General features: G+C 66.9%; 14 protein-coding genes. 5 read left to right on the top strand and 9 right to left on the bottom strand.

The annotated features are described in order from the left end of the window. Positions 1–23: 23 nt before the first annotated feature. The 6 genes from QK287_RS00490 to paaA are packed head-to-tail and all read right to left on the bottom strand — an operon-like array spanning position 24 to position 4,922. Entirely contained in the window at positions 24–803 is a 780-nt protein-coding gene (locus QK287_RS00490; RefSeq protein ID WP_226775731.1) for an enoyl-CoA hydratase/isomerase family protein, read from the bottom strand. Between the two features lie 39 nt (positions 804–842). Beyond that, positions 843–2,075 (bottom strand): 1,2-phenylacetyl-CoA epoxidase subunit PaaE, encoded by a 1,233-nt coding sequence (gene paaE, locus QK287_RS00495; protein ID WP_282358598.1) that lies wholly within the window; start codon positions 2,073–2,075, stop codon positions 843–845. A gap of 9 nt (positions 2,076–2,084) precedes the next feature. Then, on the bottom strand, positions 2,085–2,639 hold the full coding sequence (gene paaD / locus QK287_RS00500; protein WP_226773539.1) for a 1,2-phenylacetyl-CoA epoxidase subunit PaaD: 555 nt from the start codon (positions 2,637–2,639) through the stop codon (positions 2,085–2,087). Positions 2,640–2,650: 11 nt separating this feature from the next. Further along, the gene (gene paaC, locus QK287_RS00505) at positions 2,651–3,592 is read right to left on the bottom strand and encodes a 1,2-phenylacetyl-CoA epoxidase subunit PaaC (protein ID WP_282358599.1); all 942 of its coding nucleotides are present in this window, start codon (positions 3,590–3,592) and stop codon (positions 2,651–2,653) included. Next, on the bottom strand, positions 3,589–3,894 hold the full coding sequence (paaB, locus tag QK287_RS00510) for a 1,2-phenylacetyl-CoA epoxidase subunit PaaB (RefSeq protein ID WP_024367847.1): 306 nt from the start codon (positions 3,892–3,894) through the stop codon (positions 3,589–3,591). Before paaB ends, paaC begins: the two co-directional genes overlap by 4 nt. Next, positions 3,891–4,922 carry a 1,2-phenylacetyl-CoA epoxidase subunit PaaA gene (gene paaA, locus QK287_RS00515; RefSeq protein WP_226773533.1) on the bottom strand — a complete coding sequence of 344 codons (1,032 nt, stop codon included), beginning with the start codon at positions 4,920–4,922 and terminating at the stop codon, positions 3,891–3,893. Before paaA ends, paaB begins: the two co-directional genes overlap by 4 nt. Before the next feature lie 201 nt (positions 4,923–5,123). On the opposite strand from paaA, the gene QK287_RS00520 reads away from it, so the two are divergent. The 4 genes from QK287_RS00520 to QK287_RS00535 all read left to right on the top strand — a co-directional run bounded on the left by QK287_RS00520 (position 5,124) and on the right by QK287_RS00535 (position 10,234). Next, positions 5,124–6,242 carry an LCP family protein gene (locus QK287_RS00520; RefSeq protein ID WP_226773534.1) on the top strand — a complete coding sequence of 373 codons (1,119 nt, stop codon included), beginning with the start codon at positions 5,124–5,126 and terminating at the stop codon, positions 6,240–6,242. Continuing rightward, entirely contained in the window at positions 6,208–6,837 is a 630-nt protein-coding gene (locus tag QK287_RS00525) for a low molecular weight phosphatase family protein (RefSeq protein ID WP_282358605.1), read from the top strand. The genes QK287_RS00520 and QK287_RS00525 overlap by 35 nt, the downstream gene beginning before the upstream one ends. Before the next feature lie 74 nt (positions 6,838–6,911). After that, entirely contained in the window at positions 6,912–7,970 is a 1,059-nt protein-coding gene (locus QK287_RS00530) for an LCP family protein (protein ID WP_282358606.1), read from the top strand. 62 nt (positions 7,971–8,032) lie between these two features. Beyond that, complete coding sequence (locus QK287_RS00535) at positions 8,033–10,234, top strand: S9 family peptidase (protein WP_282358607.1); 2,202 nt, start codon at positions 8,033–8,035, stop codon at positions 10,232–10,234. Between the two features lie 55 nt (positions 10,235–10,289). On the opposite strand, the gene QK287_RS00540 is transcribed toward QK287_RS00535, so the two are convergent. Then, positions 10,290–10,850, bottom strand: coding sequence for a GNAT family protein (locus QK287_RS00540; protein ID WP_282358608.1), 561 nt, complete (start codon positions 10,848–10,850; stop codon positions 10,290–10,292). Positions 10,851–10,936: 86 nt separating this feature from the next. Beyond that, the gene (locus tag QK287_RS00545) at positions 10,937–12,106 is read right to left on the bottom strand and encodes an acetate kinase (RefSeq protein WP_282358609.1); all 1,170 of its coding nucleotides are present in this window, start codon (positions 12,104–12,106) and stop codon (positions 10,937–10,939) included. Between the two features lie 185 nt (positions 12,107–12,291). Here QK287_RS00545 and QK287_RS00550 point away from each other — a divergent pair, with 185 nt between their 5' ends. Further along, entirely contained in the window at positions 12,292–12,540 is a 249-nt protein-coding gene (locus QK287_RS00550; protein ID WP_226773142.1) for a hypothetical protein, read from the top strand. On the opposite strand, the gene pta is transcribed toward QK287_RS00550, so the two are convergent. Then, positions 12,541–14,652, bottom strand: coding sequence for a phosphate acetyltransferase (pta, locus tag QK287_RS00555; protein WP_282358614.1), 2,112 nt, complete (start codon positions 14,650–14,652; stop codon positions 12,541–12,543). Positions 14,653–14,871 lie beyond the last annotated feature (219 nt).

Genomic DNA, 14,871 nt, shown 5'->3' on the forward strand with positions numbered 1-14,871 from the left:
CGGTCGCCCGGCGACAGTCGTTTTTACCCCTTGAAAACCGGCGTCCGCTTCTCCTGGAACGCCAGGAACCCCTCAGCGTAGTCCGCGGTGTTGCAGAGCCGTGCCTGCTCGGCGTTTTCCTCTGCCATGGACTCCCACAGGCCCAGCCGCTGGTCCCGGATGTGCGCCACGAGGTCCTTGCTGGCGGTGAAGGCACTGGTGGCGCCGGTGGCGGCCTTCGCCACGATGGCGCGGGTGTCCGCCAGGAGGTCAGCTGCGGGCATGGCCCGGGAGAACATTCCCTGCGCCACGGCGTCAGCACCGCTCATCAGCTCCGCCGTATAGATCAGGTCCAGCGTCCGGTGCATACCGAGGCGTTCGGTGAAGTACCAGTGGCCACCCGAATCGAGGGTGGCACCGAGGTTCGCGAACGGGGAGCCGAATTTGGCGTTCTCCGCCACGTACACCACGTCAGTGGCCAGCAGCAGGCCCAGCCCTACCCCCAGGCAGGCTCCTTGGGCTGCCGCGAAGGTGGGCGCCGGAAAGGCGGACATCTTCTTCAGAAGCGGCTGCAGCAACCCGCCGAGATAGCCCTGGACGTCATCCGTTTCCGGCGTCACGCCGGCGATGTCCCGGCCCGCGCAGAAGGCCCGTCCCTCTCCCCTCAGGAGCAGCGCACGCACCTCTCCGCGGGCGGCTGCGGCAGCGGCGTCGTCGTACGCCTGAGACAGATCCCGCAGCGCCTGCTCGTCCAGCGCGTTGAGCTTGTAGGGGGCGTTCAGGACGATCTCGGCGATGCCGTCGGCGATGGAGAGGGAAATCATGGGGCTCCTGGGGTCGGGGCGGGAGTCGGGGTTGGTCCGTTAGACGTCGAAGTCGACGGTGACTTCCGGCGTCGTGGGGTGGGATTGGCAGGTGAGCACGTAGCCCTTGTCCAGTTCGTCCTGCTCCAGCGCGTAATTCTCATCCATTGTGACGGCACCGGTGACTACCTTGGCACGGCAGGTTCCACAGACGCCGCCGGCACACGCGAACGGTACGTCCGGGCGGACGCGGAGCGCCGCGTTCAGGATGGATTCACGGGCGTGGGTCGGGCTGGCCACCTCGCCCTGGAGGCCGTCCAGCTTGAAGGTGATCTTGAACGTGGACTGGGATTCGTCCACAATCACCGGGCGGCCGGCATTGCCTTCGGGACGGTCCGGCTTACCGGTGCTGAACAGTTCGAAGCGGACCTGTTCCGGGTCGACGCCGCGCTCGGCCAGGGTATCCCGGCACAGTTGCACGAGTTCGAACGGGCCGCACAGGAACCACTCGTCGACGTCCTCGGCGTGGATGGCGGTCCCCAGCAGGGCCTGCAGCTTTTCCGCGTCGATCCGGCCGCTGAGCAGCGGGGCGATCCGCTGTTCCCGGGAGAGCACGTGGTGCAACGCGAGCCGGGCCGGGTACTTGTCCTTCAGGTCGGCGAGTTCCTCCAGGAACATCACATCCATCGCGGCCTTGTTGGCGTAGACCAGGTCAAAGCGGGTTTCGGGATGTGCGGCGAGCAGCGTGCGGGCAATCGCGATCACCGGGGTAATCCCGGAACCGGCGGCGATCGCGACGAAAGAGCCGGGCTCCCCCGCGAGCTCGCTGGCCATGTCCTCCGGATGGTTCATCGAGTTCATCAGGTTCTGCTCTTTGCCGTCCCGGCCGTGCCGGGACACAAACGCACCCATCGGGCTCATCACGTCCAGCACGTCCCCGGCCGTGAGCTCGGCGTTCGCCCAGGTGGAGAACTGCCCGCCCAGGTCCTTCTTGATCGCGACCCGGATCTCGCTGCTGCCGTCCGCAAAGCTCCTCGGCTCGGCGCAGATCGAGTAGCTGCGCCGGACTTCCTTCGGCTCGCCGGACTCATCCGGGAGGGTGGTGCGCAGGGCAACGTACTGGCCCGGGAGGTAATCGAACTGGCCCGCGAGTTCGGCCGGAACGCCGAAGGTCACCTCGATCGCATCATCGGTGAGCCGGCGGACCTCATCCACGGCCAGCGGGTGGAAGGACGCACGACGGCGGCCGGTGGCTGCGGCCGTTTCAGCGGCGGTCTGTCGGAGAACAATCATGGCGTTTCCTTAGATGACTTTGAAGTAGTCGAAGGGTTCCTTGCAGTCCTGGCAGACGTACAGCGCCTTGCAGGAGGTGGAACCGAAGCGGGTGAGTTCCTTGGTGTTCAGCGACGAACACTGCGGGCACTTGACGGCGAGGGACAACCGGACCGGGCCGGCGTGCCGGAGGGCGGCAGAGCGGCCCGACGGCGGCGCGATGCCGTACTCCTGCAGCTTGGCTTTGCCGGCCTCGCTCATCCAGTCAGTACTCCATGCCGGGGAGAGGACCATGTCGACGTTGACGCTGGGGTAGCCTTCCCGTTTGAAGGCCGCCGTGAGGTCATCGCGGATGGCGTCCATGGCGGGGCAGCCCGAGTAGGTCGGCGTGATCGTGACCTGCACGGCGGGGACCATCCCGCCGTCGTCGTAGATCCTGACCTTGCGCAGGATCCCCAGGTCCTCGATCGTCAGGACCGGGATTTCCGGGTCGCAGACCGTGGCCGCGAGTTCCCAGGCCTTCTGCTCGGGCGTCCGCGGGGCCGCAGGGCGGCCGTCGGCTGCCGTGGGGTGACTGACGTACATGTCCATCGTGGTTACCAGCTTGCCCCGGGGTACTCGCGGGCGAGTACCTGCATCTCGGCTAAGAGGTAGCCGAGATGTTCGGAGTGCAGTCCCCGGCGTCCGCCGCCGGGGGCCGGCTGAACCGCGGGAACGTCCAGTTCGGCTGCGGCCAGGACCTCGCCGGTAAGGCGGTCGAAATCGGCGCGCAGGCTGGAGGGCTCGACGGCGGCACCGCACCCGGCCAGGCGGGCGGTGAGTTCGTCGTCGCGGAAGAGCTCGTCGACGTAGGGCCAGATGACCTTGAAGGCGTGGATAATCTTCGCGCGGGACTCGTCAGTGCCCTGGGCCAGGCGCAGCACCCACTGGGCGCTGTGGTCGCGGTGATAATCCACTTCCTTGACCGCTTTGGCGGCGATCCCGGCCAGGGTGGTGTCGGTGGAGGCGGCCAGCCGGCGGTAAAGCTCGAACTGGTAGTAGCTGACCACGAACTGGCGGGCGATGGTGACGGCAAAGTCGCCATTCGGAAGTTCAAAGATTTCGACGGACCGGAACTCCGGCTCGCGGCGAAAGTAGGCGAGGTCATCTTCGCTTCGACCGTCTAATCCGCCGGCATAGCTGAGGAAGGACCGGGCGTGCCCCAGCTGGTCCAGGGCGATGTTGCCCAGGGCGATGTCTTCCTCGAGCTCCGGGGCGCGGGAGATCCAGTGGCCCAGCCGCTGCGCGAGGACCAGGGCGTCATCGCCCAGCCGCAGGGCGAACTCGGCGGCGTCAGCGCTCGGCTTCGCGGTTCCCTGGCTTACGGCAAGGGCGATGTCCTCCGGACGGAGGGCATTGCCGGGGGTGATCCGGGTAGCGCTGGCCGTGGCCTCGCCACTGTTGCCGGAGCCGTTGACGCCGACGGAGATGTCCCCGTGACCGGCCGTTTCCGCTGCTGCGGGTGCTGCCGCTGCGGCAGTTTCAGGTGAGGTGCTCACAGGTGCTTCACGCCCTCGCTCTTGGTGTAGTACGTCGCGTGCCGGTAGTCCTTGCCCTGGGGAGACTCGAAAAAGGAGCCCTTGGCGTCAGGATCGGACGAGGCGATCGCGTCCGCCGGGACAACCCAGATGGACACCCCCTCGTTGCGGCGGGTGTAGAGGTCTCGGGCATTGCGCAGCGCCATGGCGGCGTCCGGCGCGTGCAGGGAGCCGGCGTGGACGTGGGAGAGGCCGCGGCTGGAGCGGACAAAAACCTCCCAGATGGGCCAGACGTTGCCTGCGTGCGGTTCGGGAGTTGTCATGCTGCGGATTCCTTCTCTGCTTGCTTGCGGCTCTGCTTTTCAGCGTAGGCCGCGGCGGCTTCGCGCACCCAGGTGCCGTTGTTGTGTGCTTCCCGGCGCCGTTCCAGGCGCTGGGCGTTGCAGGGGCCGCGGCCGGCGAGGATCTCGTGGAATTCATCCCAGTCCAGCGGACCGTGCTCCCATTTCTTGGTTTCTTCGTTGAAACGGATGTCCTTGTCCGGGAGGGTGAGCTCCAGGACCTTGACCTGCTCCATCATCATTCCGACGAAACGGTTGCGCAGTTCGTCGTTGCTGAAGCGCTTGATGTTCCAGGCCATGGACTGCTTGGAGTTGGGCGAGTCGTCATCCGGCGGGCCGAACATCATCAGGGCCGGGGCGTACCAGCGGTTGACCGCGTCCTGGGCCATCTGCTTCTGCGCCGGCGTGCCGTGGGAAAGTTCCAGCAGGATCTCGAAGCCCTGGCGCTGGTGGAAGGATTCTTCCTTGCAGACGCGGACCATGGCGCGGCCGTAGGGGCCGAAGGAGGCGCGGCAGAGCGGCACCTGGTTGGCGATAGCGGCGCCGTCGACCATCCAGCCGATGGCGCCCATGTCCGCCCAGGTGCGGGCGGGGTAGTTGAAGATGGAGGAGTACTTGGCTTTGCCGTCCATCAGCGCCTGGTTCATCTCATCGCGCGGCTGGCCGAGGGTCTCGGCGGCGGAGTACAGGTACAGTCCGTGGCCGGCCTCGTCCTGGACCTTGGCCATCAGGATGGCCTTGCGCTTGAGGCTGGGGGCGCGGGAGATCCAGTTGGCTTCCGGCTGCATGCCGATGATCTCCGAGTGCGCGTGCTGAGAAATCTGGCGAAGCAGGGTCTTGCGGTATGCCGGGGGCATCCAGTCGCGGGGCTCGATCCGCGAATCGTCAGCCATGACTTTGTCGAAGTATGCCTGGCCTTCAGCGTCACGCCGGGCCACATCTTCGAGGCTCTGTTCGTGCCGTGCCGCTGTTGGCTCTCCGGGCACTGACTGCAGGGTCTGCGCTGCCATGGTTGCTCCTATGCATTTTCCGATAAATAATTACCGACCGTTCGTTCAGGATATGCGGAAGGCCGGAGATGCGTCAAGCACTGGAGCTCCACCACGACTGCAGGAAAACCCAAGTTCCGGAGCGTACCGTCTGCACCATCGACTGCAGCGAGGTCTCCCGGCGCTCTCCGCCGGACGCTGCACCGAACTCAGGAGACTCTAATGTCGAATCACGGGGAAGTGGATCGGAAGGAATCGTCAGGAAACGGAACGCCGCCGGGGGCGGCGCGCCGCGACCGGGCGGCCAGGACAGTTCACGGCAAACGCGGCCGCCGGATCCTGCTGGGCGTGCTGCTGGCCCTTGTGCTCGCGGTCCCCGGTTCGATGGGAGCCTACGTCTTTTCGATGGCCCAGATTTTCGCATCCCAGACCCGGGAGATCAAAAACGCGTTCCCGGCGGAGGCCGTCCGGGTCCGGGCCCAGGCGGTGCCGGCCGGCTCCGCGAAACCCATAAATATCCTGGTGATGGGCAGCGACAGCCGCGATGCTTCCGGCGGCGCGGCTGCCGAGGCGGTGGCCGGAGCACCCTCGAACCAACGCTCCGACACGCTGATGCTGGTTCATATCCCGGCTGACCGCGCCCATATCTACAGCATTTCGATCATGCGCGACCTCTGGACGACCATCCCCGGGCACGGCGAAGCCAAGATCAATGCCGCCCTGGCCTTCGGCGGCGTCCCCCTGGTGGTGCAGACAGTGGAATCCTTGCTGCAGCAGCGGATCGATCAAGTGGTACGGATTGACTTTGAAGGATTCCAGGGACTCGTCGACGCCATTGGCGGGGTCACCGTGGACGTCAAGGTGCCGTTCACCGGGACGAGGGCCAAGAGCGAATATGTCTTTAATGCGGGCGCGAACACCCTCGATGGCGCCCGAGCCCTGGCTTTTGTCCGCGAGCGTTATGCCTTCGCCGACGGCGACTACCAGCGGGTCCGCAACCAGCAGTTGCTCCTGGCCGCCGTCATCGGCAAAACCCTGGACGCCGGCACCGTCCAACGCCCGCTCACCCTCGAACACGCGCTTAGCGCCGTCGCCCCCTTCGTGAGCGTGGCGCCTGCCCTGGACCTGGTCGAAGCCGGCCGCCTGGCCGTCAGCCTCCGGGACGTCCACCGCCAGGACATCGCCATGTTTACCCTGCCCACGGCCGGGACCGGCACGTCGGCAGACGGGCAGTCCATTGTCCTGCCTGATCCGTCCGCCATCGAGGAGATCAAGGCCGCCCTCAGCAACGATAGACTCGGAGACTATGTTGCTGCCCAAGGCCTCGGAGCCGGAAACTAGCGATGGTTCGCCGTCGTTACCCATTCGGATCCTTACCGTGTGCACCGGCAACATCTGCCGGTCCCCCGTTGCCGAACGCCTGCTCCAAACCGGACTGAACCAGGTGCAGCCCGGGGCTTTTGAGGTGCGGAGCGCTGGAACTCGGGCCATGGCGGGCGATCCGATCCAGCCGCTGTCCCAAGACATCATCACAAGCTACGGCGGCACGCCGGACGGGTTCGCGGCCCGTCAGCTGACCCCGGAGATCCTGCGGCAAGCAGATCTGGTGCTGGCGATGTCGGCACAGCACCGCGGCGAAGTCATCCATCTGGACGCCGCCCTGCTAAAGCGCACCTTCACCATCCGCGAATTTGCCCGGATGCTCGAAGCGCTTGAGGACCGTGGCATCCCTGCCCCGGCAGGCGACACAGCCGCGTTCTGGCGTGATCTCCCGGCCCGCGCGGCCGCTGTCCGGCATCTCGCGCAAGCCCCGGAACCGGCCGACAATGACGTGGTGGACCCCTACCGGCGCGGGCCGGAAATCTACCGCCAAATGGAGGATGAACTTTCCCCGGCCATCCGCACCATCCTGCGGTTCGCCCGGCAGCACGGCTGAACCCGGCAGCCCACGGCTGAACCCGGCGCCGTCGGTTGCTCCCGGTCGATCGCTTACGGTGGTAGTGTCCGGCCATGGGAACGGAGCCGGAACCGGCAGAAGCAGCCAAAGCCACGGCACCGGGCGTGGCGCATCGGCGCCGGACAGTTATCATCGCCCTCATTGCCGGCCTGGCGGTCCTCGCCGTCGCCGCCGCGGCGCTGCTCCTGAACATGCCCCGCACCGAAACCGCAGCCCCGGTGCAAACGTCCCCGGCAGCGCAGCAATCGCCCGCCGCCACCCCAGCCCCGACGCCGGATCCGCCGCCCGCCGCGCTGAACATCCTGCTGATCGGCAGCGACAGCCGGGTGAACGAGCGGGCCATCGCGGCCTCCGGCGCCGCCTCGGACCAGCGCGGTGACGCGCTGGTCTTTATCCATCTCCCGGCCGACCGGCAAAGTGTCTACGGCATCTCCATCATGCGCGACCTCTGGGTCGATATCCCGGGCTACGGGGCAGCAAAGATCAACGCCGGACTCGAACTGGGCGGGGTGCCGCTGATGACACAGACGGTGGAATCCCTGCTGGGCCAGCGCGTGGACCACAGCCTTATGCTGGATTTCCAGGGTTTCGCGGCCCTGACGGACGCCCTCGGCGGCGTCGACGTCGACATCAAGCAGCCCTTCACCGGCACCATCGACGACTTCGTGGACTTTCCGGCGGGTGTGAACAGACTGAACGGACCGCAGGCCCTGGCCTTTGTCCGCGAGCGCCATGCCTTCGCCGACGGCGACTACCAGAGGGTCCGGAACCAGCAGACGTTCCTGAAGGCCGTGCTGGCCAAAATGGCGGCCGAAGGCGGGCTCTCGGACGCCAACACCGTGAAGCAACTCGTGGCGACGGTCCTCCCGCACATCACCGTCGACCCGGGACTCACGCTGGAAACGCTGGAGCGGCTCGCCTCCAGCCTGCGAAGCACGGCACCAGGCAACGGTGTGTTCTTTACCCTGCCCACCGCCGGCGTTGGAACCAGCAGTGACGGCCAATCCATCGTCCTGCAGGACCCCGCTGCCACGGCCGCCGTCTCGGCAGCACTGACCTCCGGGACCCTGCCCGGGTACATTGCCGCCAACAATCTTCAGAACGGGAACTGAAGCACCCGCCGCGGTGACCGGGCCGCAGCAGTGACAGTGCTGCCGGACGGTAGATTGGAGCCATGACCACGACTCCGGCGCAGCCGTCCCCGCAAGCCCCCGTTGCCAAAAAAGTCCCCGCCGTCCGCACCCGCCACGGCGATGCCTTCGAGGACAACTACGAGTGGCTGCGAAACAAGGAATCCACCGAGGTCGTGGAACTGCTCCAGGCTGAGAACGATTACCAGGAGGCCATGACTGCCCACCAGGAACCGCTGCGCGCGGCCATCTTCGCCGAGATCAAGGGCCGCACCCAGGAGACGGACCTATCCGTCCCCAACCGCAAGGACGGCTGGTGGTATTACACCCGTTCGGTGGAGGGCCAGGAATACGGCATCCAGTGCCGGGTACGGGCCCAGGACACCGGGGACCGCGTCGCTGACTGGACTCCCCCCGCCGTCGAGGTCGGCGTCGACATTCCGGGCGAGGAAGTCCTGCTGGACGGCAACGCCGAAGCAGCGGGCCAGCCGTTCTTCGCCGTCGGCGGGGCCGCAGTGACCCTTGACGGGAATCTCTACGCCTACGCGGTGGACAACGCCGGGGACGAGCGGTTCACGCTGCGCATCAAGGACCTGCAAACCGGGGAGCTGCTCCCCGATCTGATCGAGAACATCTTCTACGGCATTTCCTTCTCCCCCGACGGTACCCGGATCTTCTACACCGTGACAGATGATTCCTGGCGGCCGTACCAGGTGAAGTCGCATGTGCTCGGCACGCCCGTCACATCGGACAAAGTCATCTACCAGGAGGACGACGTCGCCATGTGGCTGGGCTTCGAGCTCTCCGCCGACCGGCGCCATCTGGTGCTGGGTATCGGCTGCTCAGAGTTCAGCGAAACCCGGCTGCTGCGCTTCGACGCACCCGAGGCCGGGCTCAGCACGGTAATCTCCCGGGACGAACGCATCCTCTACGAGGCCGAACCCTTCCTGCTGGCCGGTGCCGAAACCATCCTGCTCACCCACAACCGGGACGCCATCAATTCCATGGTCTCGCTGGTGGATCCGGCCGAACTTGCCAAGCCGCTCGCCGAGCAGGCCTGGACCACCGTCGTCGAGCACTCCGACGAGGTGCGAGTCAACGGTGCCGGCGTCACGTCCACGCACCTGGTGGTCTCCGTCCGCAAGGACACGATCGAGCGGGTGCAGGTACTGCCGCTGGCCGGGCTCGGAACGCCGGAGCAGGGCGCGGCGGTGGAACCCGGCTTCGAGGAAGAGCTCTACACCGCGGGGGTTGCCGGTTCGGACTACGAGGCCCCCGTCATCCGGATGGGCTACACCTCCTATTTCACGCCGTCCCGGGTCTACGACTTTGTCCTGCCCACCGCGGAACAGCCCGCAGGCGTACTCATGCTACGCAAGGAAAGCCCGGTCCTGGGCGGCTACAACGCCGCGGACTACGTTGCCACCCGCGAATGGGCGGTGGCTGCGGACGGGACCAGGATCCCGCTGTCAGTGCTGCGCCATGCCGCCGTGCAGCAGGATTCGACGGCGGCAGGCCTGGTCTACGGCTACGGCTCCTACGAGATGAGCATGGACCCCGGCTTCGGCATCCCCCGGCTCTCCCTGTTGGACCGGGGCATCGTCTTTGTAATCGCGCACGTCCGCGGCGGCGGGGAACTGGGCCGGCACTGGTATGACGACGGCAAGAAGCTGCAGAAAAAGAACACCTTCACGGACTTCATCGCGGCCACTGACTGGCTGGCAGCGTCCGGCTGGGTGGACCCGGCACGGATCGCGGCGATGGGGGGCTCCGCCGGCGGCCTGCTGATGGGCGCCATCGCCAACCTGGCGCCGGAGAAGTACGCTGCGATCGTCGCGGCCGTTCCGTTCGTGGACGCCTTGACTACCATCCTGGACCCGGAGCTGCCGCTCTCCGCACTGGAATGGGAGGAATGGGGCAACCCGATCACGGACCCCGAAGTCTACGCGTACATGAAGTCCTACACCCCCTACGAAAATGTCCGTGCGGTGGACTATCCCAAGATCGCGGCGGTCACCTCGTTTAATGACACGCGGGTGCTCTACGTGGAACCCGCGAAATGGGTGCAGCGGCTGCGCGAACTGAACACCGGCAGCGAGCCGATCGTGATGAAGATCGAGATGGAGGGCGGCCACGGCGGAGCGTCGGGCCGCTACGTGCAGTGGAAGGAACGCGCCTGGGACTACGCCTTCGTTGCCGACTCCCTGGCCGCCACGAAGCTCCTCCCGGGCGCCGGACTGAAATAGGAGGGGCTGGTTGGGGGACTCCCCCAGCCTGTCCTCTTCGTCAGTACGTTGAGTCCTAAGCCGGCTGCAGGGACATCCACTCGTCCGCGAGGATGGCGAAGACGACTTCCGTGGCCCACTGCCCCTTGTAGTGCCACTTGTCCAGCTGCGTAGCTTCCAGCCGCATGCCGAGCCGTTCGCACAGCGCAGCGGAGGCCGCGTTGAGGGCATCAAGCTTGGCATTGATCCGGTGGAAGCCGAGCTCCTCGAAACCAAGCCTCAGCAGCGCCTGTGCCGCTTCGGTTGCGATGCCTTTGCCCCGTGCCGCCGGGGCGAGGCTCCAGCCGATCTCCGCCTGACCGCGGCCCGGCAACCACTTCAGCACCACCTCGCCGAGCAAACCGGGCGAGTCCGCAGCCTCGATGGCCAGGCAGATCCAGTCGCCCTCCTGCTCGAAGACGAAATTGGCGTATTTGCCCACGGACTCCATGGACTTGGTGTAGCTCTTCGCCTCCCCCGGCAGGAACCTGGCGGTTTCGGGCAGCGAATGGTAGGCGTGGTACGCAGCCAGGTCCCCGGCCCGGAAGCGGCGCAGGACCAGCCGTTCGGTGCGCAGGGGCAGATTCAGTTCCGTCATGGCCCCAAGGCTACCCGCCCAACTGACTCGCAGTTACGGCCGTTATGGGCGCCCAAAACGGCCCCTGCTGCGAGTCAGTTGGGAGGTCACCGAGCAGGCGACGAGGAGGAGACGACGGCGGCCGTAGCCTCCGCGATGGCACGCTCCTCGTCGGTGGGAACTACCAGTACGGGAATGGCCGAGGACGTCGAGGAGATGACCCGGGGCTCCCGGGAGCGTTCGCCGTTCAGGCCGGCGTCGAGCTGAACGCCCAGGGCGCCCAGCCGCTCCGCCACCAGGGCGCGGAACTGATGCGAGTTTTCCCCAATCCCGGCCGTGAACACCAGAGCCTTCGCCCCGCCGACGGCCACGTGGTAGCCGCCGATGTACTTGGCAAGCCGGTAGGAGGCGACGGCGAGGGCCATGGCGGCTTTGGCGTCCCCGGCCCCGGCGGCCTCCACCACGGAGCGCATGTCGTTGTTGCCGGCCAGGCCCTTGAGCCCGGACTGCCGGTTGAGCATGGCGTCCAGATCCTCCGGGGACCACCCGGCCCGGCCCAGGAAGACCAGGATGGAGGGGTCCAGGTCACCGGAGCGGGTACCCATCACCAGTCCCTCCAGCGGCGTGAAGCCCATGGAGGTGTCAATGGACTGTCCGCCGCGGATCGCCGCGACCGAGGCGCCGTTGCCCAGATGCGCAATGACGGCGTCGAACTCCTCGGACGGGATGTCCAGCAGCGCCGCGGCCCGGTGCGCGACGTATTCGTGCGAGGTGCCGTGGAAGCCGTAGCGGCGGATTCCATGGTTGCTGTAGAGCTCGTCCGGCACCGCGTAGCGCCAAGCGTACTCCGGAAGGGTGCGGTGGAACGCGGTGTCGAACACTGCCACCTGCGGTATGTCCGGCCATTTCTTCGCGATCGCGCGGATGCCGAGCACGTTCGCCGGGTTGTGCAGCGGAGCCAGCGGATTAAGCCGCTCGATGGCGCGGATGATTTCGTTGGTAACCAGGACCGGCTCGGCGAAGCGTTCCCCGCCGTGCACCACCCGGTGCCCGACGGCGTCGAGCGCCCGGCCGCCGAGGGCCGCGTGGATCTTCGCATCCACACGCTCCAGTGCCTCCGCGTGGTCCCGGGGGCCTTCGATCCGGCCGTCGCCCCCGCCGCCGTTGCCCATCCCGATCTCCTCGACGAGTCCTTCGGCAAGCACACTGCCGGCATCGACGTCGCGCACCTGGTACTTCAGCGACGACGAGCCGGAGTTGATAACGAGCACGAGCATGGGGCCTCCTACGCCTTGGCTGCTGGGCTGACCCCGAAGGGCGCGCCGGGACGGGCATCACGCCGGAGCCTGTCGGAGCGCTCCTGGAAACCACTATAAATTGCCCGGCCGGCCATCCGTTGCGGAGAGCCGCGGCGGCGGTTTAGAGTCGGCGGACCACCTGGACGACTCCTGAAGGGATTTCCATGACTGAGAACGCAACCCCTAACGACAGCGCCGAACCGGACAGCGGGTCCGGCACGCCGGATCCCACCGGGGTGGAGGGCGCGAACCCGGCCCTCGACGACACCGGGAAGCTTAAGGCCGCCGAAGTCGGGAAAGCCGCCGAGGCCCCCGAAAACCTGGCGGACCTGGATCTCACGCCTACGGGCCTGGCCGACGCACCTGCCGAGCAGGAAGATCCTGACAGCCCGGCAAATCCGGAAAACAGCTGACTACGCATGGGCAGCCGCGGGGATCGGCTGCGCGGCGGGCTCCACGGACTGCGCCTGGATGGCCGTGATGGCCACCGTGTTTACGATGTCCTCCACGGTGCAGCCGCGGGACAGGTCGTTCACCGGCTTCCGAAGTCCCTGCAGCACTGGCCCGACGGCGACCGCCCCGGAAGACTGCTGCACCGCCTTGTAGGTGTTGTTACCGGTGTTCAGGTCCGGGAAGATGAACACGGTGGCCTGCCCCGCGACGGACGAACCGGGCATTTTGGAGTGCGCGATCGCGGCGTCCACGGCCGCGTCGTACTGGATGGGACCTTCCACGGCGAGGTCCGGGCGGCGGGACTTCACAAGTTCGGTGGCCTGCCGGACTTTGTCCACCGCCTCGCCGGTGCCGGAGCCACCGGTGGAGTAGGAGAGCATGGCCACCCGCGGCTCCACCCCAAACTGGGCTGCGGTCTCGGCTGAGGCCAGTGCGATGTCCGCCAACTGCTCCGCGTTCGGGTCCGGATTGACTGCACAGTCGCCGTAGACCAGGACCCGGTCCGGCATCAGCATCAGGAACACCGAGGAAACGATTTTGACGCCCTCGCGGGTCTTGACGAACTCCAGGGCGGGACGGATGGTGTGGGCTGTGGTGTGCGCGGCACCGGACACCATGCCGTCGACCACACCCAGCTGCACCATCATGGTCCCGAAGTAGCTGCCGTCCAGCATCGCCTCCAGGGCACGGGCCAGGTCCACACCCTTGTGGCCACGCAACTGCGCGTACTCCTGGGCAAACTGCTGGCGCAACGCCGAGGTCGCGGGGTCCACGATGCTGATGCCGGAGAGGTCGATCCCCTGGGTGGACGCCAGTTCCCGTACCGCCGACTCGTTGCCCAAAATCGTGAGGTCGCAGACATCGCGCCGGTGCAGGATCTCGGCTGCACGCAGGATCCGCACATCGGCCCCCTCGGGCAGGACAATGTGCCGGCGCTGCAGCCGGGCCCGTTCGATGAGGTCGTGCAGGAACCGCAGCGGCGTCATTCGCTCCGGCCGGGGCAGGTGCAGCCGTTCCAGCAATTCAGCCTCATCCACCCGTTTGGACCACAGGCCCAGGGCGGAGGCTACCTTGCGGCGGTGGCCCGACCAGATCTCGCTGCGCACCTCGGACACCCGCTTTGCGGTGACGTAGGTGTCGTCCGGGGCCGCAAAGATCGGGAACGGTGCCTGCGCCAGCAACGAGTAGATGGTGGGCTCGGGAGACAGCCCGCCGGTCAGGATCAGCGCGGACGGAACCGGGAACTCCGGGGAGAACGACGAAGCGAGGCACGCGACCAGCACGTCGGCGCGGTCACCGGGAACGATCACCAGGGCGCCGTCGTCGAGCACGTGCAGGAAGTTGGCGACGTTCATGGCCGCCACCTTGACCGAGTGCACGTCGCGTTCCAGGTCCGGCCGTCCGGCTACCTGGCCCAGGCCAAGGGCTGCGGCAACCTCGCCGGTTGTGGGCCTGGCGATTGATTCCAGCTCGGGCAGGACGTACACGGGCCGGCCCGAGGCGCCGGGGCGGACGGCGGCCGCAATGCCGTCCAGGTCCTCCGGGTCGGCCCGGTTCACCATGATCGCCAGGAGCGAGCAGCGTTCGGCAAGGAGTTCCTTCCGGGCAACCTCGACGGCGTCGGCCGCCTCCGCAATGGTCCTGCCTTTAGCCCCCACCACGGCGACGACGGCGGCGGCGAGGTTGTTGGCGAGGCGGGCGTTGAGGTCGAATTCGACGGCGGCGTCCTGGCCGGTGAGATCCGTCCCCTCCACGATCACAACGTCGCAGTTCCGCGAGATGTCGGCGAAAATCTCAACGCAGCGGGCGTCGATCTCCGCACGGTTGCCCTCGGCCAGCAGCGCGCGGACTTCGGCGTACGTCAGGCCGCCGCGGCAGCGCTGGTCGTCCAGATCGAACCGGGCCTTCATCAGCGCCACCATCGGGTCCGACGCGGCGTCGTTGCCGTGAACCACCGGCTTGAAGAAGCCGATGCGGTCAGCATGGCGGTGCAGCGTGTCCGCCAGTCCCAGCGCTACGAGCGACTTCCCGGAACCCGGCGTGGTCGCGCTGACGTATATCCCCTTGGCCATGATCCGCCCTTTGCTGTGAAGTGGTGCTGCATCCCTCCCAGCCTACTTTCTTCTGGCGCGGTACCCGTTTTCGGGCCGCGGGTTCCAGGCGCGGGCTCCCGGCGGATTTTGCCGGATTTTGACTGTTCTGCGGCCGCTGCCAACCGCTTCACACGCCCGCCCGCTCTTGACAGGAGGCACCCGGATGGGATTACCTAATGAACATTCGGTAAATAAAGC

Source organism: Arthrobacter sp. AL05, from assembly GCF_029960715.1.
In the GTDB taxonomy this organism is placed as follows: domain Bacteria; phylum Actinomycetota; class Actinomycetes; order Actinomycetales; family Micrococcaceae; genus Arthrobacter.

Bases quoted from the DNA above. Each gene is read 5' to 3' on its own strand.
- paaE (WP_282358598.1), bottom strand. From the start codon at position 2,075: ATGATTGTTCTCCGACAGACCGCCGCTGAAACGGCCGCAGCCACCGGC.
- QK287_RS00535 (WP_282358607.1), top strand. From the start codon at position 8,033: ATGACCACGACTCCGGCGCAGCCGTCCCCGCAAGCCCCCGTTGCCAAA.
- paaB (WP_024367847.1), bottom strand. From the start codon at position 3,894: ATGACAACTCCCGAACCGCACGCAGGCAACGTCTGGCCCATCTGGGAG.
- pta (WP_282358614.1), bottom strand. From the start codon at position 14,652: ATGGCCAAGGGGATATACGTCAGCGCGACCACGCCGGGTTCCGGGAAG.
- QK287_RS00545 (WP_282358609.1), bottom strand. From the start codon at position 12,106: ATGCTCGTGCTCGTTATCAACTCCGGCTCGTCGTCGCTGAAGTACCAG.
- QK287_RS00490 (WP_226775731.1), bottom strand. From the start codon at position 803: ATGATTTCCCTCTCCATCGCCGACGGCATCGCCGAGATCGTCCTGAAC.
- paaD (WP_226773539.1), bottom strand. From the start codon at position 2,639: ATGTACGTCAGTCACCCCACGGCAGCCGACGGCCGCCCTGCGGCCCCG.
- QK287_RS00530 (WP_282358606.1), top strand. From the start codon at position 6,912: ATGGGAACGGAGCCGGAACCGGCAGAAGCAGCCAAAGCCACGGCACCG.
- paaA (WP_226773533.1), bottom strand. From the start codon at position 4,922: ATGGCAGCGCAGACCCTGCAGTCAGTGCCCGGAGAGCCAACAGCGGCA.
- QK287_RS00540 (WP_282358608.1), bottom strand. From the start codon at position 10,850: ATGACGGAACTGAATCTGCCCCTGCGCACCGAACGGCTGGTCCTGCGC.
- QK287_RS00525 (WP_282358605.1), top strand. From the start codon at position 6,208: ATGTTGCTGCCCAAGGCCTCGGAGCCGGAAACTAGCGATGGTTCGCCG.
- QK287_RS00550 (WP_226773142.1), top strand. From the start codon at position 12,292: ATGACTGAGAACGCAACCCCTAACGACAGCGCCGAACCGGACAGCGGG.
- QK287_RS00520 (WP_226773534.1), top strand. From the start codon at position 5,124: ATGTCGAATCACGGGGAAGTGGATCGGAAGGAATCGTCAGGAAACGGA.